The following is a 22,953-nucleotide window of genomic DNA, read 5'->3' as shown; positions in this document are numbered from 1 at the left end:
AGATCGATGAGACCTGCCAGCAGTGTGGCTTACTCGGCCTTGGCAGCAGCCTGGCGAGCGGCCTTGGCCTGTGCAGCAGCGGCCAGATCTTCCTTGATGCGGGCAGCCTTGCCTTCCAGGCCACGCAGGTAGTACAGCTTGCCGGCGCGGACCTTACCGCGGCGCTTCACTTCGACCGAGTCGATGATGGCGCTGTGGGTCTGGAACACGCGCTCGACGCCGAAACCGTGCGAGATCTTGCGCACGGTGAAGGCGGAGTTCAGGCCGGCATTCTTGGTACCGATCACCACGCCCTCATAGGCCTGCACGCGCTCGCGGTTGCCTTCCTTCACCTTGACGTTCACCACAACGGTGTCGCCCTGGTTGAATTCCGGCAGCTTGCGCTGGATCTGGGCGGCTTCGAAGTCAGCCAGGATGGTCTTGTTGAGTTTGCTCATGGTGGGCACCGCGTGTCTGGTGATATTGGACCGGCAGTCGCCGCACGGCGATTGCTCGAGGTTCGTAAGAGGGCCAGACGCAAGGCTGGCCAGCAAGCCGCATATTGTACCCCAATCAATTCTTCAAGGGCTAGGGGTGCGCCCTTATTTCTCGTCGCCCCGGGTGAGTTCGCGGCGAAACTCCTCCAGGAGACGACGATCGTGCTTGTCCAGGCCTGCCTCGTCGAGCAGATCGGGACGACGCAGCCAGGTCCGGCCCAGCGACTGCTGCCGGCGCCAGCGCGCAATCGCGCCATGGTTGCCCGAGCGCAACACCTCGGGCACATCGCCCCAGGCATGCGCCGACGGGTGGCTGTAATGCGGGCAGTCCAGCAGGCCTTGCGGGCCTTCGAAACTGTCCTGCGCAGCAGATTCGGCGTCGTTCAACACGCCGTCCTGCAGCCGCGTCACCACATCCACAAGGACTGCAGCGCCCAACTCGCCACCGGACAACACGTAATCGCCGATGGAGATTTCCATATCCACCGCATTGGCAAGGAAACGCTCGTCCACCCCTTCATAGCGCCCGCACAGCAAGATCATGCGCGGCAACTGCGCCAGCTCGCGCGCGAGGGACTGGGTGAGCGGACGTCCCTGCGGGCTGAGATAGATCACCGGCGCCGGTCGCGCGTCGACGGCCTGCACCGCCTCCAGACAGGCCCGCAACGGCTCGATCAGCATCACCATGCCGGGCCCGCCACCGAAGGGACGATCGTCCACGCGGCGGTAGTTGCCCTGCGCATGGTCGCGCGGATTCCAGCCCTGCAGGTCCAGCAGACCGCGCTCCTGCGCCCGCCCGACCACGCCGAACGCCGCGCACTGCGCGATGAACTCCGGGAACAGGCTGATGACGTCGATGCGCACTGGCAGGGATTCGGGAATCGGGAATGGGTAAGGCAGGAGCGAAGCGGATGGCTTCGATCAGAAATCCGGGTCCCAGTCGACCACGATCAGATTGGCCTCGAAGTCCACCGATTTGACGAACTCCGGCAGCACGAACGGAATCATCCGCTCGCGATCGCCGCGCACGACCACCACATCGTTGGAGCCGGTGGAAAACAGGTGCGATACCGTCCCGAGCTTGACGCCCTCGACGGTTTCCACCTGCAATCCTTCCAGATCCACCCAGTAGTATTCGTCGGGCTTGGGCGGCGGCAAGGCGCTGCGGGCAACGTAGATTTCGGTGCCATGCATGGCCTCGACGGTGTCGCGGTCGGTCACGTCGGGGAACACCGCGATCAGATTCTTGCCCTGATCACGTCCCCGTACGCCGCTCACGACCGACTCCTGCCCCGATGGCGTGCGTACGACCCACGGCTGATACCGGAAGATCGCACTGCGCGGTTCGGTCCAGGATTCGAGCTTCAGCTCACCCTTGACACCAAAAGCGCCGACAATCCTGCCTAACAGGATGCGGCGCTCGGTCGGCTTCATCTGTGTCGACTCTGGCCGGGCAAACACGCCCGGCCTCAAGATCAGGCCGCAGCGGCCTGGGACTTGGATGCTTCGCGATACAGGTTACGCACCTTGTCGGTCAGCTGTGCACCGTTGCCGACCCAATGGTCGACGCGGGCGATATCGAGCACGACGCGCGGTTCGGCGCCCTGTGCAACCGGGTTGTAGTAACCCACGCGCTCGATGTTGCGGCCGTCGCGCGCGCTGCGCACGTCGGTCACGATGATGTGGTAGAACGGACGCTTCTTGGCGCCGCCGCGGGTCAGTCGAATCTTGACCATGGTGTCGTTTTCCTGAGTTGCCCAGTCGCCAGAGTGGCGCGGTAAGCCGGCGATTATAGCGGGCTCCCTCGGCGAAGCCAAGCCAGCTGGTGTTTTTGCTCAGATCCCTTGCCACGCCTGGGTTTGCAGCGCCCGCTCCAGCACTGGCAGCTGCGCGGCAGTGGCCGACCACTGCGCCGGGCCCATGGCCACGATGGCCTGCTGCCCCCGCGCATTGCAGCTGAAGCCACCGTCGAAGCTGGCGAGCTCGTCAAGCGCGACCGGGCGGGAAGTCTGCGCGATACCGAGCGCCTGCAGCCCGGCCTGCAACAACCGCTGCTGGGTGCCGTCTAGCGCCGGCCCGGCCGGCCAGACCACCCTGCCCTGCTGCCAGAACCCGACATTCCAGAACGCCCCTTCCAGGACATGGCCCTGGGGATCGACCAACACCGCATCGTCGACGCCGGCGGCCATCGCCTGGCGACGCAGGTGCAACAGCGCGAAGGTGCCGACGTGCTTGCACTGCGCCTGCTCGCGCACATGGGTGACTGCGTGCACGCGCAGCGCGGCATCGGGCAGTTGCGCAGCCGGCGATAGCGAAATCAATACGTCCAGCGCCACCTGGCGCGATGGATCGCGCAGCGCAAACGCCTGCGAAAATACGGTGATACGCACGCTCGCATCCACGCGACCGGCACTGGCCAACGCCGCGCGCAGATACGTGCGCACCAGTGAGGCATTGATCGGTGCGCCGAACAGGGCGGCACTGTCGTGTTGCAGGCGTTGCAGATGCAGATCCAGCCCGCGCACGGCGGCGTTGCGCACCTGCAGCGTCGTGAAGTGCCCGTAGTTGATCAGGGCAGCCGCGCCGAGTTGCTGCGCAGTTGCTGCCTCGCCATTACAGAAGATCAGCGACACAGCAGTGCCTGCGTCTGCTCCCACCACTGCACGACCAATTGTGCGGCCGGCTGCGCCGGCGCCATCCAGGCCGACTGGCCTGCCCAGGCCTGCATCGCCTCCAGACGGTTGTCGCGCGCCGCTGCCTGGCGCATCGCGGCGGTCAGTCCGCGCTGCACCGGATACGGCGCAGGCGGCGGCGCATCCGCCGCAGTGGCGGCGCGCACGTAAGGGGTGAGCAATGCCCGCCCCAACCGACCTGAAAACGCGCGGGTTGGCCGGGTATGTTCCGGCTCGGCGGCAGCCAATGCATCGGCCCAGGCGCCGGGCAGGGCAGCCTCGGGCGTGCGCAGCAGACCGGTGCCGATCTGCACTGCACTGGCGCCCAGCGCCATCGCCGCGGCAATGCCGCGCGCGTCGGCAATCCCGCCCGCGGCGATGACCGGGATCTCCAGGCCATCGACCAGCCGCGGCAGCAGGGCAAACAGTCCGGTCATCTGCTGCGCGGCGCGGCTGGCATCGAACGCGCCGCGGTGACCGCCAGCCTCGGCGCCTTGCGCGACCACGGCATCGGCCCCGGCCGCCTGCGCCGCCAGTGCTTCCTCCAGCGTGGTGGCGCAGGCGAACCAGGCGATGCCCGCATGCTTGAGGCGCGCAACCTGGTCGGGTCGGAACACACCCATGATCGACGAGGCCACTGCCGGGCGCGCGTTCAGCAATGCATCGAATTGCGCGTCGAAATCGGCTGGCAGTGCATCGCCCGCTGCCTCTGGCACTGGCGGCCCCCACTGCGCAAGAAACACCCGCAGGCGCGCTTCGGCAGCGGCATCGCGGACAGGCGCCGGATCGGGAATCCACAGATTGACTTGCGCAGGCCCGGCACTTGCCTCACGAAAGGCAGCCATCCACGTCACGATGTCCTGCGGCTGCGACAACACCGCACCCATCGCGCCCATGCCACCGGCATTGGCGACCGCTGCCGACAACGGCACCGGGCAGGCGCCGGCCATGGGGCTGAGCAGGATCGGCAGGCGCAGGCCGAAGCGTTGCTGGAAGGCATCGACGTTGGAAAATCTGGTCATCCACCACCTCGGCGGCCACGAGAGGGAGCATGGTAACCGCGATGGACGGATGCGGATGCCGACACGCGCAAGACGGTCAGTCGCGCATGCACTGCATGCCGCACCTTGCGTCTAAAGCGGCCACCAAACGTGGCAACCGTGATCAGGTGGACATGAGGTTGCCGGTGCATACCGCTGCTACATGCCGCACCGAGCTCCGGCCACGCCCATGTGGCGTCGAGCACAGTGGTTCGTTGTTCACGCTCTCAATCCACCGGCACCGGCATCACCTGCTGGTACCAGTCTTCGACCCAGACATCCTGCAACGCGAATGCACGCAAGCTCCGAGGACGCTGCAGGTAAGCACCCCACACGCGCAGGTCGACAACTGCAGCAATAGCTTGCTGGCGCCATGCGGGCGGGCCGAACAGCCGCAGTTCCAGGCAGTAATCGCCGTCGACAGGGCAGGTCATCTGCATGCAGGTGGCCGGTGCCGCGCTCGCCCACGCATGCACCAGATCCGGCCCATGCACGAGCTTGAACACACGCACCTCGCCCTGCGTGCGACCGATGCATTGATCGGGCAACGGCAACGGGCGATCGAAGTGCTCGCCGGCCCAGGCCAGTTCCAGCGTCAGCACGTCGCCCTGGCTCAAGCGCAGGAAGTAACGGTAAAGATGGGTGTTTTCGGCACGCCACGACGATGCGGGATCGGAACCTGCGGACACATCCCAGGCATCGTCGGCACTGGCGAACAACAACCTCGAGCCGGCGGGCACGCCGTGCACGGGCAATGACGGCAGATGCGCCTGCGACTGCAGCTGCGCGTCGTCTTCGAGATGCACCACCACCGCGCCGTCGTCGCGACGCGCGTATCGCATGCCCGCCCCGAACGTGGGCTGCAGCGGCAGTGCCAGCCGATCCGGCTCGGGCACGCGCAGCCAAAGCGCCACCACGCCGGGGCACGTTCCATAGGCCTGGCCGATGCCGATCGAATACACCCCGGAGCGGGTGACCGGCACGTCTACCTCGCCATCGGCAGGCACCTCCCACCACTGCGATTGCGTGCCACCCGGGTGCCACACATCGCAGCGCCACGCGGCCACACCTGCAGCATCGTTGGCAGGATGGAACGCCAGCACGAGATGGTCGCCCGCACGCAGGAACACCTCGACCGTGGTGCAGATGTCCTGCCGCGGGTAGCGTTCTTCTTCGTATGGCGCCACGTCCACGATATGGCGCCGCCACTGGCGCACCGGCGTGTCGTGCACGTTCTGCGCGACGACGCGTTTGGCGGCTGCGTCCCGCCGCGGCAGGCGAGCGATGGCCGGCGTACCGCCGATGCCGCTGCCAGTGCCGCGACCCTCCACTTCGGAGGTGGGCGTTGACGCCGGTGCTACGACCAGCCGCGCGCCAGACAGGCGGTCGATTCCCGCGACCACCAGTGCGATACACAGCCACAACACAACGCTTGCCGGCAGTAACGCCCACCCTGCCGTCAGCTGCCACGCCAGCACGAGGGCCAGCGCCAGATGCACGCAGTGCGCGCCTGCGGATGTGCTCACAGCGCGCGCAACCTGCGCAGGTTGCTCAACGGAACGGCATGCCGCCGCGGCCGCCCATGGCACCCATCATGCCCTTCATGTTGCGCATCAGGCCCTTCATGCCGCCGCCGGCCAGCTTGCCCATCATCTTTTCCATCTGCTGGTATTGCTTCATCAGCTTGTTGACGTCGGCCGGCTGCATGCCCGAGCCGCGTGCGATGCGGGCACGGCGCGAGCCGTTGAGCAACGCCGGGTTGCGGCGCTCCTTCTTGGTCATCGAATTGATGATGGCGATCATGCGCGGCACTTCCTTGCCGGTGACCTGCTGCTTGACGTTGTCCGGGATCTGACCCATGCCCGGCAGCTTGTCCATCAGCCCATGGATGCCACCCATGTTCTGCATCTGCTCGAGCTGCTCTTTCATGTCGTTGAGGTCGAACTTCTTGCCCTTGGCGACCTTGGCAGCGAGCTTGGCGGCCTTTTCCTGATCAACGCTGTGCTCGACCTGCTCCACCAGCGACAGCACGTCGCCCATGTCCAGGATGCGGCTGGCGACGCGATCGGGATGGAACACGTCCAGGCCGTCGGTCTTTTCGCCGGTACCGACGAACTTGATCGGCTTGCCGGTGATGTAGCGCACGCTCAGCGCGGCACCGCCGCGGGCGTCGCCGTCGGTCTTGGTCAGCACCACGCCGGTCAGCGGCAGCGCCTCGCCAAAGGCCTTGGCCGTGTTGGCCGCGTCCTGGCCGGTCATCGCATCGACCACGAACAGGGTTTCGGTGGGGGTGATCGCGGCGTGCAGCGCCTTGATCTCGTCCATCATCGCCTGATCGATCGCCAGGCGACCGGCGGTATCGACCAGCAGCACGTCGGCAAACGACTTGCGTGCGTCGCTGATGGCGGCGCGCACGATATCGACCGGCTTCTGCGAGGCGTCGGACGGGAAGAACAGCACGCCGACCTGTTCGGCCAGGGTCTTGAGCTGCTCGATCGCGGCCGGTCGGTAGACGTCGGCCGAGACCACCATGACCTTTTTCTTGCGCTTTTCCTTCAGGTGCTTGGCGAGCTTGCCGACCGTGGTGGTCTTGCCCGCACCCTGCAGGCCCGCCATCAGGATGATCGCCGGTGCCGGCACGTTGAGGTTGAGGTCGGCCGCCGCCGCGCCCATGACCGCGGTGAGCTCGTCGCGCACGATCTTGATCAGCGCCTGGCCGGGGGTCAGCGACTTGAGCACTTCCTGGCCCACCGCGCGCACCTTGATGCGTTCGATCAGCGCCTGCACCACCGGCAGCGCGACGTCGGCTTCCAGCAGCGCGATGCGCACTTCACGGGTGGCTTCGCGGATGTTCTCCTCGGTCAGACGGCCGCGGCCGCGCAGGCGCTCCATGGTGCCGGAGAGACGTTGGGTAAGGGACTCGAACATGCGCAAGGGACCGCGTGAGGGGAAACGGGCACCGATTATAGCGGCACCAGCCAACGCCCCGCCCCAATCGACCCGCCGGCCGAAGCGAGCCAATCCAGGGCAAATCCCTCCGGCGCTCGGCAGTCCCTGCAACCAGGGCAGCAGCACCGCAGAGCCCGACGTCAGCGGCCACGCCCGCAGGCAGGCTTACCCATACCCACTCGCTACCAACCAGCACACTTGCCTGCCCGCCTATCCCCACGCCCCCTGCCCGGCTTTCCCCATTCCCGAATCCCGATTCCCGAATCCCCGCCCCACCAATATGCGAAACTTCCACGATGACAATCGTTCTCATCGCGTTCGCCCTGTACCTGCTGGCTGCCGCCCTGCTCACCCGGGCGGTGCTGCGCGATGGCAACCAGGCCCCTGCGCGCTGGTTGGCGCCAGCGCTGGCTGCAGTTGCGCTGCACGCCGGCTATCACGTGCTGGTGGCGTTCCGCACCGCGGGCGGGCCGGACATGCATTTCTTTGCCGCGCTGTCGCTGACCGGCCTGGGCATGGCCGCGCTGACCGCGGTGTTCGGCGGGCGCGGCCGCATGGCGGCGGTGGGCGTGGTGGTGTTTCCGTTGTCGGCCATCCTGCTGGCCTGTTACCACGCCTACGGCCATGAGCCGAGCGCAGACCTGGGCTGGCGGCTGGAACTGCACGCCTGGATGGCGCTGCTGGCCTACGCCACCCTGGGCATCGCCGCCCTGCTGGCCATCATGCTGTGGCTGCAGGAGCGGGCGTTGCGGCGGCGCGACTTCCATCCCTGGCTGCGCGCGCTACCGCCGTTGACCGAACTGGAAACCCTGCTGTTCCGCACGATCACCGTCGGCTTCGTGTTACTGAGCCTGACCCTGCTGACCGGGCTGCTGTTCGTGCAGGATTTCCTGGCGCAACGATTGCTGCACAAGACCGTGCTCAGCATCCTGTCGTGGATCGTGTTTGGCGCACTGCTGGTCGGCCGCTGGCGTAATGGCTGGCGCGGCACCAAGGCCGTGCACTGGACGCTGACCGCCATGGCGTTGCTGGTGCTGTCGTTCTTCGGCAGCAAGTTCGTGATCGAACTGGTGCTGGGGCCGCGCTGATCGCGCAGGCGGGCGCTGCCTGCCATGCAGCGAGTCCTGCACGTGGCCGGCCGCTTGTGTCCTGCACACCCGGTGCCCGTGTGTCGTACCGCGCCTGACCAGAGATCACCCCGGCGATTCGGCCCGAACCGACAGATGCGAGCACGCCGCGCCTGTGGTCGGCTGACACGCGGTTGCGCGCGGGTGCCCGGTGCACGGACGGCACGGACGGGCCGTAAGGACGCAGGACCCGTGCCGCCGCTCGACATCGGTCACGCCTGCGCGATGGTTGCACAATAGCGTCTGTCGGCGAATTCAGGGCATCTGCCTGGACCCTGTCAGCGCTGCTCAGCCATCGAGTGCAGCGCAGACCGCCTCCCACGGCTGATCCGGGCCTGGCGTGGCGAAGCGATAGACGATGCGGCGGCGATGAACCTTACCGGGACGCAGGATGGTCGAGGGAAAGTTGGCGTGGTTGGGTGCATCCGGGTAGCTCTGCGGTTCCAGGCACACCCCGCGGCCCAGGCCCGGATGATGCGCGTCCAGATGCTGCCCCTCGTAGACCTGCACCGCCGGCGCGTCGCTGAGGATGCGCATGGCCACGCCACTGTGCGGCGAGTACAGCTCGGCGACCCGGTCGGCGCCTGGCGCCAGCACCAGACACTGGTCGTAGCCCTTGCCGAGCACGACCTGCGGATGCGCCGGGTCGATCCGCTCGGCCAGCGCGGCGGGGTCGCGGAAATCGAACGGTGTGCCGGCCACCGGCGCGATCTCCCCGGTCGGGATGGATTCTGCGTCCACCGGGAGATAGCGGTCGGCAGGCACCCGCAGCACCTGCGCCGCGGCGCGCCGCTGCGGGTCGCCGGACAGATTGAAATACGGGTGATGGGTCAGGTTCAACGGCGTGGCCGCGTCGCAGCGGGCTTCGAAGTCCAGATGCAGGCTGCGCTGCTGCAGCGCAAGCCGGGCACGCACCTGCAGATTGCCGGGGTAGCCCTCTTCGCCGTCGGGCGAGTCGTAGCCCAGCAGCACCTGATCAGGTGCCTGCTCCAGTACCGTCCAGACCCGTCGCCCGAAACCGCGCTCGCCGCCGTGCAACTGGTTGCGCCCCTCGTTGGCGGCCAGCGTGTGGGTCACCCCGTCCAACGTATAGCGTGCACCGCCGATACGGTTGCCGAAGCGGCCCACCAGGATGTTGAGGCTGTCGCCATCGGCGGCGTAGGCCGGCAGGTCCGGCAGACCCAGCAGCAGCGGCACCACGCCCTGCGCGGTGGTCAGCCGCAGCGCGTGCAGGATGCCGCCGTAGGTGAGGACGTCCGCCTCCAGCCCGTCGGCGCTGCGCAAGCTGAGCGCGTGAACCTCGACACCGTCTGGCAACTGCCCGAACACTCGCTGCATGAATCGCCCCACTGCGGATGGAAGCCCGCGAGCATAGCCGCGTCGCGCGTCCGCCGACCATGCCCTTGCGCACATCCTGGCCTGCCGAACGACGACCGGGCCGCGTCGCATTGCGCGGGCGCGGCAGGGCTCGCCAGCGGCGAGCGCGATGCAGCGACACAACACCACCACTGCCACTACGCTACCGGCATGCGGCTGCGCCGGCAGTGCGCGAACACCTCGACCCACCCCTACAGGAGCGCCCCGCCGATGCCTTGGATCTCCCTCGCGTTGCAGACCTCACGCCGGCAGCTGCTGCCCGCACTCGTTGCCGCCACCCTGGCGACCAGTGCCTGCATCGCCTGCGCTGCCGAGGTCGAGGTGACCGGTAGCTTGCGTGTAGACCAACCCGGCGCACAAGTGTCACGGCAGCTGTTCGGGCAGTTTGCCGAGCACCTGGGTACCGGCATCTATGGCGGCGTATGGGTGGGCGAGGACGCCTCCATTCCCAACACGCGCGGCTACCGCAACGACGTGCTCGCGGCGTTGAAGGCCATCGCGGTGCCCAACATCCGCTGGCCGGGCGGCTGCTTTGCCGACGAATACCACTGGCGCGACGGTGTCGGCGCGCCGGCCAGGCGCCCGATCCGCGTCAATACGCACTGGGGCGGCGTGGAGGAGTCCAACCGCTTCGGAACTCATGAGTTCATGGACTTCACCGAGCTGCTCGGCACCCAGGCCTATATCGCCGGCAATGTCGGCAATGCGGCGCCGGACGAGATCGCGCAGTGGACCGAGTACATGACCGCCACCCGCTCCAGCCTGGCCAGAGAGCGCCGCGCCAACGGCCGCGATGCGCCCTGGCAGGTGCCCTACTTCGGCGTGGGCAACGAGCTGTGGGGTTGCGGCGGCAACATGCGGGTGGAATATGCCGCCGACGTGTATCGGCGCTACCAGACCTTCGTCAAGGCGCCGGCCAATCAGACCCTGCGCAAGATCGCACCCGGCCCCAACAACGACGACTATCACTGGACCGAGGTGATGATGCGCGAAGCCGGCACGCTGATGGACGGCCTGAGCCTGCATTACTACACGGTGCCCGGTGGCTGGCCGCCGCGTGCCTCCTCGACCGATTTCGACGAAAGCGCCTGGATCGACACGCTGTCGCGCACGCTGGTGATGGACGAATTGATCACCAGACACAGCGCGATCATGGACAAATACGACCCTGGCAAGAAGGTGGCGCTGGTGGTGGACGAATGGGGCACCTGGTACGCCGGCCTGCCCGGCGCTAACCCGGGCTTTCTGCATCAGCAGAACAGCCTGCGCGATGCCCTGGTGGCGGCATTGAATATCGACATCTTCAGCAACCACGCCGAGCGCGTGCGCATGGCCAATATCGCGCAGATGGTCAACGTGTTGCAGGCGATGATTCTTACCGATGGCGACAAGATGGTGCTGACGCCGACCTACCACGTGTTCGCCTTGTACAAGCCCTACCAGGACGCCACCCACCTGCCGCTGCAGCTGCAGACACCGCACTACCGCCACGGCAACACGCAGGTGCCGGCGGTGCACGGCTCGGCAGTCAAGGCAAAAGATGGCCATGTCTATGTCGCGCTGACCAACCTGGACGCCACCGCACCGGCCAACGTCCGCGTGGACGTGCAAGGCCTTGCGCCGCGGCGTGTGGAAGGACAGATCCTCAGTGCGGCGGCGATCACCGCGCACAACAGCTTCGCGCAGCCGCATGTGGTGGAGCCAAGGCCGTTCAACGGTGCACGCGTGCAGGGCAAGGCCTTGACGGTGGCGCTGCCCGCGCATGCGGTGGTGATGCTCAGGCTGGACTGACGCGGCGCATGGCATCGCTCGACAGGCGTGCCGCTGTCGAGGCGTCTGCAGGTGCCGGGTTGGCCTCCGGCATGCCTGGAGCAACGCCGCTGGTCGCTGCGCTGCTGCGGTTCTACGCCGAGCCCGGCACCAATGCCGGCTCGGTCAGCCGCCAGTCCGGTGGCAGGCGCTGCAGTACGTGCTCCATGAAGGCGCGCACCTTCGGGGTGAAGTCGCGGCGGTCGGCCACGCACAGATACAGGCGCAATGGTTCGAGTGAGGCCTGCCCGGTGTCGGCGCTGTCGGGGGCGAACAGCTGCTGCAGCTGGCCGCGCTGCAGGTACGGTTGCACGACGAATGCGGCCAGCCGCGTGATGCCGCCACCGGCAGCGGCCATGGTGGCCAGCGCATCGACGTCGTCGCTGACCAGCGCCTGGCCAAGCTGAGGCTGGAAACGTACGCCGTCGCGTATGAAGTTCCAGCGCAGGAAGCGGCCATCGGCCGGATAGCGCAGCAGCAGGCAGTCGTGGTACTTCAGCTCATCCGGCCGCGTCGGTGTGCCGCAGCGGGCCAGATACCCGGGCGCGGCGCACACCACGAACGGCACCTGCGCGATACAGCGCGCCACCAGTCCATCTTCCAGTTGCGCTTCGATGCGCAGGCTGACATCCACGCTTTCCTGCGCGTGCTGCACCACCCGGTCGGTGCACAGCAGCTCGATCTCCAGTTGCGGGTACTGCTGGCGCAGCGCCGGCAGCATCGGGGCCAGCACGTGACGTGCGAACGCGGCGGTGCTGGCCACACGCAATCGGCCTGCCGGTGCCTGCTGCGGGCCGGCCACCAGTTGCCGGGCACGCTCCAGGTCGCGTTCCAGCTGCCGCACTTGCTCGAAGTACACCGCGCCGCGCTCGGTCAGTGCCAGGCTGCGGGTGGTTCGATGCAGCAAACGCACGCCCAGGTGCTGCTCCAGACGCGCGATGTTCTGGCTGACCGCTGCAGGGCTGACGCCGAGCAGCTTGGCCCCGCTGGCAATGCTGCCGGCATCGACCGTGCCGACAAAGCTTCGAATCGACTGAAGAATATTCATTAGTTGAGCAAGTATCGCGGCGCGATTCGTAAGATTTACTTACGTAAGCCGCAAGCTTACGCGATCTACCCCGTGCGCCACGGCTGCCCTAGAGTTCGGCCATCCCGCCGCTGTGCGGCAACCGAGGTCCTGCCATGTCGTCGTCCCCCTCTTCGTCTGCGATGGTGCGCCCGCGCTGGAAGCTCGGCGTGCGCGCCACGCCCTTCGTGTTTGCGTTCTACATGGCCGCAATCATGGCGCTGCTGATGTGCCTGGTCATCACCGGCATCGCCACCGGGCCCACGCCGGACCTGGTGTGGCGCGCGCTCGATGCCTATCGCATCGCCATGCCTACCGCGTTCTGCTGCGTGCTGGTGGTGCGGCCGCTGGTGATCCGCCTGGTGGCCTGGACCGTGCACGCAGGGCACTGACGAGGCGCGCACGGCGCTGGTTGCCCATCGCCACGGGGGTGTCGCCTCGAACGCATGCGGCGATCGCATGCCTGGACGAAGGCAGCGCGCCAGGCTGCCCCGCACGCGCTTGCAACCGCATCAGCGCAGGCGCAACACGATGCACCTGCCATCGCTCGGCGTGCGACTGCGCGACGGCACGCAACACGCATGCCCACTCCCGTCCGCTGCTGCCACGCAACATGCCGCAGGCGCCATCTGCGACCGGCGTCATGCCAATGATGGAATATTCCGGAATGAACACCACGGAACTGAAACGCCGCGTTCAATTGCTTTGACTCCGACGTAGCCACTGCGCAGCGTCGCTCCTCCACGGACCGTCCGGTCCATCGTTGGAGACACGCATGCGCGCCTTACGTAGCGTCACCGTGCAGTTCGCTGTTGTGCTGGGCATGGCCCCGACACCGGGTACGCAAGCGCAGACACTGGTGTGGGAAGACAACTTCAATGGGCCAGGCATCGACGGCAGCAAGTGGACCTACGATGTCGGCAATGGCTGTCAGATCGGCCTGTGCGGTTGGGGCAATGGCGAGATGCAGTACTACACCAGCCGCCCCGACAACGCGCGCATCGAAAATGGCCGGCTGGTGATCGAAGCGCGTCGCGAAGCCTTCGGCGGCATGCCGTTCACGTCGGCGCGGCTCAAGACCGAAGGCCGCATGCACTTCCAGTACGGCACGCTGGAAGCGCGCATCAAGACGCCGGTGGTGGGCAACGGGCTCTGGCCGGCCTACTGGATGCTGGGCACGATCGGCGTGTGGCCCGGGCGCGGTGAAATCGATCTGATGGAAGCCGGCATGGCTGCCGCGATCGCCAACGGCACCGCCAACCGCCGCATCGGCGCGGCCGTGCACTGGGACTACAACGGCTCGCAAGCCGATTACGACACCAGCTACACCAGTCCGGTGAACCTGCACAACGATTTCCATGTGTATCGCATGACCTGGGACCCGCAATTCATCCGTATCTCGATCGATGGCCAGCACTATTTCGAGTTTGCGATCTCCAATATCGAGGGCGCCTCGTTGCACGAGTTCCATCAGCAGCACTATCTGCTGCTCAATCTCGCTGTCGGAGGCACCTATACCGGCGTGACCTCGCCGACCGCAGTGACCGCGCCGCTGCCGGGCAAGATGGAAGTGGACTACATCCGGCTGTATCAAAACCCCGGTGCGCAGCTGTACGTGGGCAACCAGCATGCCGCGCCGGCGGGACGCTTCGGCGTATTCACCGACCAGACCGACACCGGCGCGCGACTGACCCTTGGCCAGGACGCCGAGCTATACCTGTGGAACAACCTCACCCCGATCGCGCAGGCGCCATTCGAGGGCCGCAACGTGATGGCCTATCGCGCCAACGCCGGTGCCTGGTACGGGTTGGGGATCCAGAGCGATTACCGCAATCTGGCGGCCTACGCGGGCGGCGCGCTTAAGCTGCAGGTGAAGACCACGACCGCCTCTCCCTTCAGGATCGGCATCAACACCAGCTTCGGCGACAGCTGGGTGGCCATTGCGCCCGGTGGCAATCAGTACGGCGTGGTGCGCGATGGTGCCTGGCACGAGGTCACGATCCCGCTCGGCGCATTCCACGACCTGGACCTGCAGGCGGTCAGACAGCCCTTCATGCTGGCGGCCGATGCGCCGGCAGCGCCGGTGGAGATCGCCATCGACCAGGTTTACTACCAGAGTCGCTGAGCCGCCGTTGCAACGCTGCCGCACGCGCTCAGGCGCTGGCGGCAGCGGCCTTCAGCATGTCGATGAGCTGACGCAGGCGATAGGGTTTGGGCAGGAAATCCACGTGCGGCGGCAGTGGCGGCAACTGCGCCTTGGCAAAGCCCGAAGCCAGGATGACGCGAGCGTCCGGCAGCAGTTGCGCCACCTGCTCGCTCAGTTCGATACCCGACATGCCGTTGGGCATGCGGATGTCGCTGAACACCACATCGTAGGGGCCGCTGTCGCGCAGCATGCGCAATGCAGCATGCCCGTCGTCGGCGGTGTCGACACTGATGCCGGCATCGCGCAGCGCCTCGCCGATCAACTCGCGCAGTTCTTCTTGATCTTCCACCATCAACAGGCGCAGGGATTCAGTCATGCTCGGCCTCCTCGATGGCCGGAAGAAACAGGGTCACGGTGGTGCCGCACCCGGGTGCGGTGTCGAGCTCGACAAAGCCGCCGGATTGGGAAGCGAAGCCATACACCTGGCTCAATCCCAGGCCGGAGCCCTTGCCGACGTCCTTGGTGGTGAAAAACGGCTCGCTGGCGCAACGCGCCACCCGCGCCGACATGCCGGGGCCGTCGTCGCGCACCGCGATGCCGACGTATGCACGCGGCACGCCGTGCGGATCCGAGGGCGCCACCCGCCGTTGCGCGGCAGTAGTCAGCTCGATCGCGCCACCGCCGGGCATTGCATCGCAGCTGTTGAAGACAAGATTGAGCAGGGCCGCTTCCAGCTGCCCGGGGTCCACGCGCACATCCGGCAGCGCATCGGCGAAGGCCAGCGACAACCCGACTCCGGCGGGGCAGGCGCGGCGCAACAATTCCAGCGAGCGCGTCACCACCGCGTTGGCCGCGTGACGTTCCGGAATCAGGCGCTGGCCGCGCGCAAACGCAAGCAACTGGCGCGTCAGCAGGGTGCCGCGATCCACGGCGGTCTGTGCGGCCTCCACCAACATGCGGGTGCGCGCATCCTCGCCGGCGCGCAGCGCGATCAGGTCGAGGCTGGTCACCATCACGGTCAGCAGGTTATTGAAGTCGTGCGCCATGCCCAGCGTCAGCCGGCCCAGCGCCTCGGTTTTCTGCGAGTGCAACAAGGCCTCCTGCGCATGTTGCAGCAGGCGCTGCGCTTCATGGCGCTCGGTGATGTCACGGGTGATCTTGGCAAACCCCACCAGCACGCCGAATTCCAGCACCGGCTCGATCACCACGCTGGCCCAGAAACGGCTGCCGTCCTTGCGCACACGCCAACCTTCGGCGGCAAGGCGCCCCTGGCGCTTGGCAATTTCCAGGTTGCGGGTGGGCTCGTCGCGCTGCACGTCTTCGGGAAGATAGAAACGCGAAAAATGCGAGCCGAGCACTTCGGCGGCGGAATAGCCCTTGATCCGCTCGCCGCCCGGGTTCCAGCTGCGAACATACCCGCCGATGTCGAGCATATAGATGGCGTAATCGGAAACGCTCTGCACCAACAGCTGGCACTGCCGGCTGTCGTGCGACAGCGGGCCCGCGTTGTCGATGACCGTTTCCGTACCCATTTTCGCGAGGTTCCCGGAAAAACGCGCGACGTTAGTGACGTCGCCGTGAAGGGTACGTGCAAGCCAACCCGGCCGCAAAAGCGTCAAAAACCCGGCGATTGGCGCGTGAAAGTTATCGGATACCATGACCGCCCCCCCTCGTCAGTGCGTGCGCCTCATGCAGAACATCTCGACCACACGCGACCGCTGGGTGTGGGTCATCGCGGGGGCCTTGATGGCGGGAACCCTGGGCGTGGAGTTGGTAACGCCCCTGGGTTATGCGGTGTGGCTGACCTATTTCATGGCCGTGGGCGTGACCGTCTTCCAGAATCGTCCGCAAGCGCCGCTGGTGGTGGGTGTGCTGTCGTGCGTGCTGCTGGCGATCGGGTTCCAGCTGGCGCCGGCGAGCACCAATTCAAGTTTTTCCTCGATCAACCGCAGCATCGGTGGCGTGTCATTCCTGGCGATGGCGCTGGTGGTGACGCAGGCAATCCGTGCCCGGCGCCAGGCCGAATTCGCGCTGTGGCTGCAGCAGGCGGAAAACACCGTCGAGGCGAGCCTGCGCGGCGATCAAAGCCCGGAAGATCTGGCCGACGCCGCCCTGCGCGCGCTGTGCGACACGCTGGACGCGCAGGTGGGCGCGCTGTATCGCATCGAAGGCGAGCGCTTGCGGCTCACCGGCGGCGCAGCGCTGCCGGAAGACATCCCGAAGACCCTACCGACCAATGCCGGCCAATGGGGCGAGGTGCTGCAGCGTGGCACGGTGCGCCGGGTGCGTGGGGTGGAGGCCGGGCATCTGCAGATAGCCTCCGGGCTGGGCCAGAGCGGATGCACGGAACTGCTGCTGGCGCCGGTCACCGCCGACGGTCGTGTGATCGGCCTGGTGGAACTGGGCCGCGTCACCGACGCGCAGACGGCCGGTTCGCGCGAACAGGAGCTGCTTGCCCGTTGCGGTGAAAACATCGGCCTGGCGCTGCGCACCGCGCTGCTGCGTGCGCAGCTGGTGGCCTTGCTGGAAGAGACCCAACGCCAGAGCGAAGAGCTGCAGACGCAGCAGGAAGAACTGCGTGTTGCCAACGAAGAGCTGGAAGAACAAAGCCGCAGCCTGCAGCAATCGCAGAGCGATCTGGAGCAACAGCAGGCCGAGCTGGAACAGACCAACGTGCAGCTGGAAGAACGCACCCAGGCGCTGGAGGCACAGAAACAGGCCTTGTTGATCGCGCAGAATCAGCTGGTGCGCAACAGCAACGAGTTGTCCACCGCCTCGCGCTACAAGTCCGAGTTTCTGGCCAATATGTCGCATGAGCTGCGCACTCCGCTCAATAGCGCACTGATCCTGGCCAAGCTGCTGGCCGACAACAAGGACGGCACGCTCAGCACCGAACAGGTCAAGTACGCCCAGGCAATCCTGTCGTCCAACAACGATCTGCTTGCGCTGATCAACGACATCCTGGACCTGTCCAAGATTGAAGCCGGGCACGTGGAGCTGGCCGACGAAACCGTGGCGACCGGTTCGGTGCTGCAGCGTCTGCGCGAGACCTTCGAACCGTTGGCGCGGCAAAAGGGCCTGAGCCTGGAGATCGGCGCCGACGCCGGTGCGCCGACCCAGCTGGTGGTGGACAACCAACGTCTGCAGCAGATCCTCAAGAACCTGCTGGCCAATGCAATCAAGTTCACCGAGCACGGCACGGTGAGCCTGTCGGTGCAGGCGCATGCGCCAGGACGCGTGCTGTTCAAGGTCAACGACACCGGTATCGGCATCGCGCGCGAACAGACGGAGGTGATCTTCGAGGCATTCCGTCAGGCCGATGGCAGCACGCGGCGGCGCTATGGCGGCACCGGGCTGGGCCTGTCGATCTCGCGCGACCTTGCGCAACGCATGGGTGGCAGCATCGCGGTGGACAGCGAACCGGGACGCGGCAGCTGCTTCACGCTGGAACTGCCCGTCGACGGCGCACCCGCAGAGACCGACACTGCGGCCCAGGCACCCGGCGCGGCCACCGCATCGCCCCCCGTCACCACGGCGCAGCGGCACCCGCACGACGGCGCCCGCGTGCCCGCGCGCAGCCGCGAGGCCGTCGCCATCGCCAGCCCGCCGCAGCCGCTGCCGATTCCTGCGCCCAGCGCCGCGCCGCTGCAACGTGCAGACGACGATCGCGACCAGCGTACGCGCCCCGGGCGGCTGATCATGGCGGTGGAAGACGAGACCCGGTTTGCGCAGGCCCTGGTCGATCTGGCGCATGAACTGGACTTCGATTGCGTGGTCGCGCCCAATGCCGAAGAAGCGCTCCGCCTTGCCGGCGAACTGCGCCCCAGCGGCATCCTGCTGGACATCGGACTGCCGGACGCCTCCGGGCTGAGCGTGCTCGAACGCCTCAAGCGCGACCCGGCCACGCGCCATATCCCGGTGCATGTGGTGTCGGCGCTGGAGCGCAGCCAGATTGCACTGGAGCTGGGTGCGGTGGGATATCTGATCAAGCCGGCCACGCGCGAGTTGCTTGCCGGCGCGATCCGCCAGCTGGAAGAAACCAATGCGCGTGCGGTGCGGCGCCTGCTGATCGTCGAAGACGACAGCGCGCTGCGCGCGAACCTGCAATTGCTGCTGGCGCGCGATCAGCTGGACATCGTGGCGGTCGGCAGCATTGCCGAGGCGATGGAGCAGCTGGCCGGCTCCACCTTCGACTGCATGGTGACCGACCTGGCCCTGCCGGACGGCAGCGGCTACGACCTGCTGGAACGCATGGCCGGCAACGATGCGGTTGCCTTCCCGCCGGTGATCGTCTACACCGGCCGTGCCTTGACGCGCGACGAAGAACAGCGCCTGCGCCGGTATTCCAAGAGCATCATCATCAAGGGCGTGCGGTCGCCGGAACGGCTGCTCGACGAAGTGACGCTGTTCCTGCACAGCGTGGAAGCCTCGCTGCCGAGCGACCAGCAACGCCTGCTCCGCGAAGCGCGCCGACGCGATGCCGTGCTGGACGGCGCAACGGTGCTGCTGGCCGAAGACGATGTGCGCAACATCTTTGCGCTGTCCAGCGTGCTCGAACCGCTGGGCGTCACGCTGCAGATCGCACGCAATGGCCGCGAGGCGTTGGAGCATCTGGCCAAGCACGACGTTGACCTGGTGCTGATGGACATCATGATGCCGGAGATGGATGGCATCACCGCGATGCGGCAGATCCGCGCCAACCGTCAGTGGCAGGACCTGCCGATCATCGCCCTGACCGCCAAGGCGATGGCCGACGACCGCGAACGCTGCCTGGAGGCCGGCGCCAACGACTACATCGCCAAGCCCATCGACGTGGACAAGCTGGTGTCGCTGTGCCGCGTGTGGTGCTCGCGGCAATGACTCCGGTGGAGCTGTTCGACCTGGAGCTGCGCGTACTGCTGGAAGCGGTCTACCAGCGCTATCACTACGACTTCCGCGACTACGCGGTGTCGTCGCTGCGGCGACGTATGCGTCACGCGATGGCGCGCTTCGAGTGCGAGCGGGTGGCCGATCTGCAACACCGGCTGCTGCACGAACCGGATGCGTTTGCGCAGGCGATGCAGTTCTTCACCGTGCAGGTCTCGGAAATGTTCCGCGACCCGGCCTACTTCCGCGTGCTGCGCGAGCATGCGGTGCCGGTCCTGCGCACCTATCCCTCGATCAAGCTGTGGGTGGCCGGATGCAGCACCGGCGAAGAAGTCTGGTCGCTGGCGATCCTGCTGCACGAGGAAGGCCTGCTGGAGCGGGCGGTGATCTATGCCACCGACATCAATCCGGAGGCGCTGAACATGGCCGAGGCCGGTGCCTATGGCATCGACCGCATTGCGCAGTTCAGCCGCAACTACCTGGAGGCCGGCGGCCGTGGCTCGCTGTCGGATTACTACACCACCGCCTACGACGGTGCGGTGTTCGACCGCCGCCTGAAGCGCAACATCGTCTTCGCCGATCACAGCCTGGCCACCGACACGGTGTTTTCCGAAGTGCATCTGGTGTCGTGCCGCAACGTGCTGATCTATTTCAACCGCAGCCTGCAGGATCGCGCAGTGGGCCTGTTCTTCGATGCGCTGGTGCACCGCGGGTTTCTCGGGCTGGGCAGCAAGGAATCGCTGCAGTTCGGCGCGCATGCACAGGCGTTCGAGACCTGCGCACGCGAGCAGCGCCTGTACCGGAAGGCCGCATGAGCACTGCAGCGGCGCATCCGCCCTTCGAGGCGATGGTGATCGGCGCATCCGCCGGCGGTGTGATGGCGTTGCAGGCGCTGTTGTCGCGCCTGCCCGCCAAGCTGCCGGTGCCGGTCCTGGTGGTGCTGCATCTGCCGCGCGACCGCACCAGCCACGTGGCCGAACTGCTGGATGCGCGCTGCGCGCTACCGGTGCGCGAGGCCGAGGACAAGCAACCCTTGCTGCCCGGCACGGTCACCATTGCCCCGCCCGACTACCATCTGCTGGTGGAAACCCGCGACAGCCTGGCGCTGTCGATGGATGCGCCGGTGCTGTTTTCGCGCCCGGCCATCGACCCGTTGTTCGAATCGGCCGCGGACGTGTTTGCCGAGCGCCTGCTGGCGATCCTGCTCACCGGCGCCAGCAGCGACGGCAGCGCCGGTGTCGCCGCCGTGCGCGCGGCCGGCGGCACCGCCTGGATCCAGCTGCCCGACGATGCCGCCTCCCCGCTGATGCCCGCCTCTGCACTTGCCCACGCCGGTGCCGATGCGGTGCTGACCCTGCAGGCGATCTGCAGCCGACTGGAAACCTTTCATCCATGAACCTCACCGCGACCGGCCTCGCTGCACACAGCGACGAACCCGCCAAGCTGTTGATCGTCGATGACGTGCCGCAGAACCTGGTGGCCATGCAGGCGCTGTTGCAGCGCGACGGCATCCAGGTGCTGTGCGCATCGTCCGGTGCGCAGGCATTGGAGTTGCTGCTCGAACACGATGTGGCGCTGGCACTGCTCGATGTGCACATGCCGGAGATGGACGGTTTTTCGCTGGCGGAATTGATGCGCGGTTCGCAGCGCACCCGGCATGTGCCGATTATTTTCCTGACCGCCTCGCCGAACGATCCGATGCGTGCCTTCCAGGGGTACGAGACCGGCGCGGTGGATTTCCTGCACAAGCCGATCGAACCGCATGTGATCCTGAGCAAGGTCAACGTGTTCATCGAGTTGTATCAGCAGCGGCGGCTGCTCAAGGCACGCAATGCTTCACTGGAACGTGCGCTCACCCTCAATGAAACCATGATGGCGGTGCTCACCCACGACCTGCGCACGCCGCTGTCGGTGATCCTGCTATGCGCCGACAAGCTGAGCCTGGACGTGGATGCCGACGGTTCGGCGGCGCGCACGCTCGAACACCTGGAAAACAGCGCACGGCGCATGGCGCGCATGGTCGAACAGTTGCTGGATTTCTCGCGCCTGCGCACCGATGGATTGTCGATGCAGTTTGGTCCCTGCAACCTCGGCGAGGTGGCGCACAGCGTGGTCGGCGAGGTGGCCCAGGCCAACCCGCATACCACTATCGACCTGCGCACCGAGGGCGACCTGGATGGCGACGGCGATGGCGACCGGCTGGCGCAGGTCGTCTCCAATCTGGTGGGCAACGCAGTGCTGCACGGCGGCCGCCACCCGGTGCAGGTGCATCTGGACGGCCGCGAGCGCGACGTCGTGCGGCTGTCGGTGCGCAACGCCGGGCACATTCCCGACAGCCTGATGCCGCGCCTGTTCGAACCGTTCAAGGCGAGTTTCCACGCCAGCCAGGGCTTGGGCCTGGGGCTGTTCATTGCCGATCAGTTCGTCAAGGCACACGGCGGCACGCTGCAGGCCCGCAACGAGGACGGCGACGTGGTGTTCGAAGCCAGGCTGCGGCGGCACAACCTGGCGGCATAACCGCCGCAGGCGTTGCGCTGGGTAAGACCGCGCGTGCCTGCACCATCGCGCGTGGCCAATGCAGCTCCGTGCTTGATGCATTTGTCGACGGCGGCAACGGCGGCCGGGCCGCCTGACGCGCGGCCGTGCGCTGCCGCTGGCGGACTGATCCGTTGCTAAATCCGGCAGTGATCGGCGGGCAATTGCCCGCCGGGCGAGCTCGACACGGCACACGTCTTATGCGAGCGCGAGCAGTGCTCGGCAACGCAATGCGCCGTATGCTCGCCAGCAAGCGCACCGGCGTCATGACGCCGCCCCACTCCTGCCGCCCCCCGCTCCAGCATCAGGATCTGTCTCGTCATCATCAGGCGCACGCCGTGCGTCATGTCAGCGGAGGTGGTCATGTCGTATGTGGATGGTTTCGTCCTTGCAGTCCCCAGAGCGAACAAGGATGCATTTATCGCGCACGCCCGCATGGGCGATGCAATCATCATGGAATACGGCGCACTCCGCGTGGTGGAGTGCTGGGGCGACGACGTCCAGCAGGGGCAATGGACCGACTTCCAGCGTGCGGTCGATGCCACCGACGACGAAACCGTGGTGTTCTCGTGGATCGAATGGCCGGACAAGGCCACCCGCGATGCCGGCATGCGCAAGATGATGGACGACCCGCGCATGGACCCGGCCGTCAACCCGATGCCGTTCGATGGCAAGCGCATGATCTATGGCGGCTTCGTGCCGGTGGTGGCCTTGGGCCAACCGGCCTGAGTGATGCCGTGCGATGGCGTCATGCCAGCTGCATGCCGCCATCGGCAGTGCCAGCTCGCCTGCGGTGTTGCACACAAGCGTCTGCGCCGTGATCGGTACACTGGCGGTGCGCCGTTGCGCGCGCGGCGAGGGCGCCGCCGCTGGACTGCCTGACCATCGGA

The 22,953-nt window shown here is 66.7% G+C and carries 21 protein-coding genes; 9 read left to right on the top strand and 12 right to left on the bottom strand.

Annotated elements, in window-relative coordinates; translation table 11 throughout:
- Positions 1–29: 29 nt before the first annotated feature.
- The 8 genes from rplS to ffh all read right to left on the bottom strand — a co-directional run bounded on the left by rplS (position 30) and on the right by ffh (position 7,116).
- Complete coding sequence (gene rplS / locus ABQZ09_RS01525) at positions 30–437, bottom strand: 50S ribosomal protein L19 (RefSeq protein ID WP_005989873.1); 408 nt, start codon at positions 435–437, stop codon at positions 30–32.
- A gap of 144 nt (positions 438–581) precedes the next feature.
- Entirely contained in the window at positions 582–1,340 is a 759-nt protein-coding gene (gene trmD / locus ABQZ09_RS01520) for a tRNA (guanosine(37)-N1)-methyltransferase TrmD (protein WP_349775938.1), read from the bottom strand.
- Positions 1,341–1,397: 57 nt separating this feature from the next.
- On the bottom strand, positions 1,398–1,910 hold the full coding sequence (rimM, locus tag ABQZ09_RS01515) for a ribosome maturation factor RimM (RefSeq protein ID WP_039566183.1): 513 nt from the start codon (positions 1,908–1,910) through the stop codon (positions 1,398–1,400).
- Positions 1,911–1,951: 41 nt separating this feature from the next.
- Complete coding sequence (gene rpsP / locus ABQZ09_RS01510; protein WP_039414145.1) at positions 1,952–2,212, bottom strand: 30S ribosomal protein S16; 261 nt, start codon at positions 2,210–2,212, stop codon at positions 1,952–1,954.
- 99 nt (positions 2,213–2,311) lie between these two features.
- Complete coding sequence (locus tag ABQZ09_RS01505; RefSeq protein ID WP_349775937.1) at positions 2,312–3,109, bottom strand: aminotransferase class IV family protein; 798 nt, start codon at positions 3,107–3,109, stop codon at positions 2,312–2,314.
- A complete protein-coding gene (locus tag ABQZ09_RS01500) occupies positions 3,100–4,170 on the bottom strand; it encodes an NAD(P)H-dependent flavin oxidoreductase (RefSeq protein WP_349775936.1) in 1,071 nt (356 codons plus the stop codon). Before ABQZ09_RS01500 ends, ABQZ09_RS01505 begins: the two co-directional genes overlap by 10 nt.
- A 245-nt stretch (positions 4,171–4,415) precedes the next feature.
- Complete coding sequence (locus ABQZ09_RS01495; protein ID WP_349775935.1) at positions 4,416–5,714, bottom strand: hypothetical protein; 1,299 nt, start codon at positions 5,712–5,714, stop codon at positions 4,416–4,418.
- A gap of 25 nt (positions 5,715–5,739) precedes the next feature.
- Positions 5,740–7,116, bottom strand: a complete 1,377-nt coding sequence (gene ffh / locus ABQZ09_RS01490; protein ID WP_047694273.1) for a signal recognition particle protein — start codon at positions 7,114–7,116, stop codon at positions 5,740–5,742.
- Between the two features lie 317 nt (positions 7,117–7,433).
- Here ffh and ABQZ09_RS01485 point away from each other — a divergent pair, with 317 nt between their 5' ends.
- The gene (locus ABQZ09_RS01485) at positions 7,434–8,225 is read left to right on the top strand and encodes a cytochrome C assembly family protein (RefSeq protein ID WP_047696025.1); all 792 of its coding nucleotides are present in this window, start codon (positions 7,434–7,436) and stop codon (positions 8,223–8,225) included.
- 327 nt (positions 8,226–8,552) lie between these two features.
- Here the strand turns inward: ABQZ09_RS01485 and ABQZ09_RS01480 are convergent, their stop codons facing one another.
- The gene (locus tag ABQZ09_RS01480; protein ID WP_349775934.1) at positions 8,553–9,602 is read right to left on the bottom strand and encodes an aldose epimerase family protein; all 1,050 of its coding nucleotides are present in this window, start codon (positions 9,600–9,602) and stop codon (positions 8,553–8,555) included.
- A 249-nt stretch (positions 9,603–9,851) separates the two neighbouring features.
- Between ABQZ09_RS01480 and ABQZ09_RS01475 the strand changes: the two genes are divergently transcribed.
- On the top strand, positions 9,852–11,432 hold the full coding sequence (locus tag ABQZ09_RS01475; protein ID WP_349775933.1) for an alpha-N-arabinofuranosidase: 1,581 nt from the start codon (positions 9,852–9,854) through the stop codon (positions 11,430–11,432).
- Between the two features lie 112 nt (positions 11,433–11,544).
- On the opposite strand, the gene ABQZ09_RS01470 is transcribed toward ABQZ09_RS01475, so the two are convergent.
- Positions 11,545–12,498, bottom strand: coding sequence for a LysR family transcriptional regulator (locus ABQZ09_RS01470; protein ID WP_349775932.1), 954 nt, complete (start codon positions 12,496–12,498; stop codon positions 11,545–11,547).
- A gap of 134 nt (positions 12,499–12,632) precedes the next feature.
- On the opposite strand from ABQZ09_RS01470, the gene ABQZ09_RS01465 reads away from it, so the two are divergent.
- Together ABQZ09_RS01465 and ABQZ09_RS01460 are read left to right on the top strand one after the other, a co-directional pair.
- On the top strand, positions 12,633–12,908 hold the full coding sequence (locus ABQZ09_RS01465; RefSeq protein ID WP_039410133.1) for a DUF2798 domain-containing protein: 276 nt from the start codon (positions 12,633–12,635) through the stop codon (positions 12,906–12,908).
- A gap of 383 nt (positions 12,909–13,291) precedes the next feature.
- Complete coding sequence (locus tag ABQZ09_RS01460) at positions 13,292–14,641, top strand: glycoside hydrolase family 16 protein (protein WP_349775931.1); 1,350 nt, start codon at positions 13,292–13,294, stop codon at positions 14,639–14,641.
- A 28-nt stretch (positions 14,642–14,669) separates the two neighbouring features.
- Here the strand turns inward: ABQZ09_RS01460 and ABQZ09_RS01455 are convergent, their stop codons facing one another.
- Positions 14,670–15,038 (bottom strand): response regulator, encoded by a 369-nt coding sequence (locus ABQZ09_RS01455; RefSeq protein ID WP_349775930.1) that lies wholly within the window; start codon positions 15,036–15,038, stop codon positions 14,670–14,672.
- Positions 15,031–16,194, bottom strand: coding sequence for a PAS domain-containing hybrid sensor histidine kinase/response regulator family protein (locus tag ABQZ09_RS01450; RefSeq protein WP_349775929.1), 1,164 nt, complete (start codon positions 16,192–16,194; stop codon positions 15,031–15,033). Before ABQZ09_RS01450 ends, ABQZ09_RS01455 begins: the two co-directional genes overlap by 8 nt.
- Positions 16,195–16,351: 157 nt before the next feature.
- On the opposite strand from ABQZ09_RS01450, the gene ABQZ09_RS01445 reads away from it, so the two are divergent.
- The 5 genes from ABQZ09_RS01445 to ABQZ09_RS01425 all read left to right on the top strand — a co-directional run bounded on the left by ABQZ09_RS01445 (position 16,352) and on the right by ABQZ09_RS01425 (position 22,792).
- On the top strand, positions 16,352–19,522 hold the full coding sequence (locus ABQZ09_RS01445; protein WP_228333161.1) for a response regulator: 3,171 nt from the start codon (positions 16,352–16,354) through the stop codon (positions 19,520–19,522).
- On the top strand, positions 19,495–20,343 hold the full coding sequence (locus ABQZ09_RS01440; protein WP_184552432.1) for a CheR family methyltransferase: 849 nt from the start codon (positions 19,495–19,497) through the stop codon (positions 20,341–20,343). The genes ABQZ09_RS01445 and ABQZ09_RS01440 overlap by 28 nt, the downstream gene beginning before the upstream one ends.
- Complete coding sequence (locus tag ABQZ09_RS01435) at positions 20,340–20,924, top strand: chemotaxis protein CheB (RefSeq protein WP_349775928.1); 585 nt, start codon at positions 20,340–20,342, stop codon at positions 20,922–20,924. Before ABQZ09_RS01440 ends, ABQZ09_RS01435 begins: the two co-directional genes overlap by 4 nt.
- Positions 20,921–22,045: a hybrid sensor histidine kinase/response regulator gene (locus ABQZ09_RS01430; RefSeq protein WP_039410116.1), complete on the top strand. Its 1,125-nt coding sequence runs from the start codon at positions 20,921–20,923 to the stop codon at positions 22,043–22,045. Before ABQZ09_RS01435 ends, ABQZ09_RS01430 begins: the two co-directional genes overlap by 4 nt.
- A gap of 381 nt (positions 22,046–22,426) precedes the next feature.
- Entirely contained in the window at positions 22,427–22,792 is a 366-nt protein-coding gene (locus ABQZ09_RS01425; protein WP_039410146.1) for a DUF1428 domain-containing protein, read from the top strand.
- Positions 22,793–22,953: the final 161 nt, after the last annotated feature.

The sequence above is a fragment of the Xanthomonas sp. WHRI 6106 genome, assembly GCF_040202405.1.
GTDB lineage: Bacteria > Pseudomonadota > Gammaproteobacteria > Xanthomonadales > Xanthomonadaceae > Xanthomonas > Xanthomonas cannabis.
The sequence above is the reverse complement of the archived record's forward strand: the minus strand, read 5'-3'. Positions and strand labels throughout refer to the sequence as shown.

What these genes read in the sequence shown, in the direction of transcription:
- rplS (WP_005989873.1), bottom strand. Translation starts at nt 437, where the DNA reads ATGAGCAAACTCAACAAGACCATCCTGGCTGACTTCGAAGCCGCCCAG.
- rimM (WP_039566183.1), bottom strand. Translation starts at nt 1,910, where the DNA reads ATGAAGCCGACCGAGCGCCGCATCCTGTTAGGCAGGATTGTCGGCGCT.
- rpsP (WP_039414145.1), bottom strand. Translation starts at nt 2,212, where the DNA reads ATGGTCAAGATTCGACTGACCCGCGGCGGCGCCAAGAAGCGTCCGTTC.
- ABQZ09_RS01500 (WP_349775936.1), bottom strand. Translation starts at nt 4,170, where the DNA reads ATGACCAGATTTTCCAACGTCGATGCCTTCCAGCAACGCTTCGGCCTG.
- ffh (WP_047694273.1), bottom strand. Translation starts at nt 7,116, where the DNA reads ATGTTCGAGTCCCTTACCCAACGTCTCTCCGGCACCATGGAGCGCCTG.
- ABQZ09_RS01485 (WP_047696025.1), top strand. Translation starts at nt 7,434, where the DNA reads ATGACAATCGTTCTCATCGCGTTCGCCCTGTACCTGCTGGCTGCCGCC.
- ABQZ09_RS01480 (WP_349775934.1), bottom strand. Translation starts at nt 9,602, where the DNA reads ATGCAGCGAGTGTTCGGGCAGTTGCCAGACGGTGTCGAGGTTCACGCG.
- ABQZ09_RS01475 (WP_349775933.1), top strand. Translation starts at nt 9,852, where the DNA reads ATGCCTTGGATCTCCCTCGCGTTGCAGACCTCACGCCGGCAGCTGCTG.
- ABQZ09_RS01470 (WP_349775932.1), bottom strand. Translation starts at nt 12,498, where the DNA reads ATGAATATTCTTCAGTCGATTCGAAGCTTTGTCGGCACGGTCGATGCC.
- ABQZ09_RS01465 (WP_039410133.1), top strand. Translation starts at nt 12,633, where the DNA reads ATGTCGTCGTCCCCCTCTTCGTCTGCGATGGTGCGCCCGCGCTGGAAG.
- ABQZ09_RS01460 (WP_349775931.1), top strand. Translation starts at nt 13,292, where the DNA reads ATGCGCGCCTTACGTAGCGTCACCGTGCAGTTCGCTGTTGTGCTGGGC.
- ABQZ09_RS01455 (WP_349775930.1), bottom strand. Translation starts at nt 15,038, where the DNA reads ATGACTGAATCCCTGCGCCTGTTGATGGTGGAAGATCAAGAAGAACTG.
- ABQZ09_RS01450 (WP_349775929.1), bottom strand. Translation starts at nt 16,194, where the DNA reads ATGGGTACGGAAACGGTCATCGACAACGCGGGCCCGCTGTCGCACGAC.
- ABQZ09_RS01445 (WP_228333161.1), top strand. Translation starts at nt 16,352, where the DNA reads ATGCAGAACATCTCGACCACACGCGACCGCTGGGTGTGGGTCATCGCG.
- ABQZ09_RS01435 (WP_349775928.1), top strand. Translation starts at nt 20,340, where the DNA reads ATGAGCACTGCAGCGGCGCATCCGCCCTTCGAGGCGATGGTGATCGGC.
- ABQZ09_RS01430 (WP_039410116.1), top strand. Translation starts at nt 20,921, where the DNA reads ATGAACCTCACCGCGACCGGCCTCGCTGCACACAGCGACGAACCCGCC.
- ABQZ09_RS01425 (WP_039410146.1), top strand. Translation starts at nt 22,427, where the DNA reads ATGTCGTATGTGGATGGTTTCGTCCTTGCAGTCCCCAGAGCGAACAAG.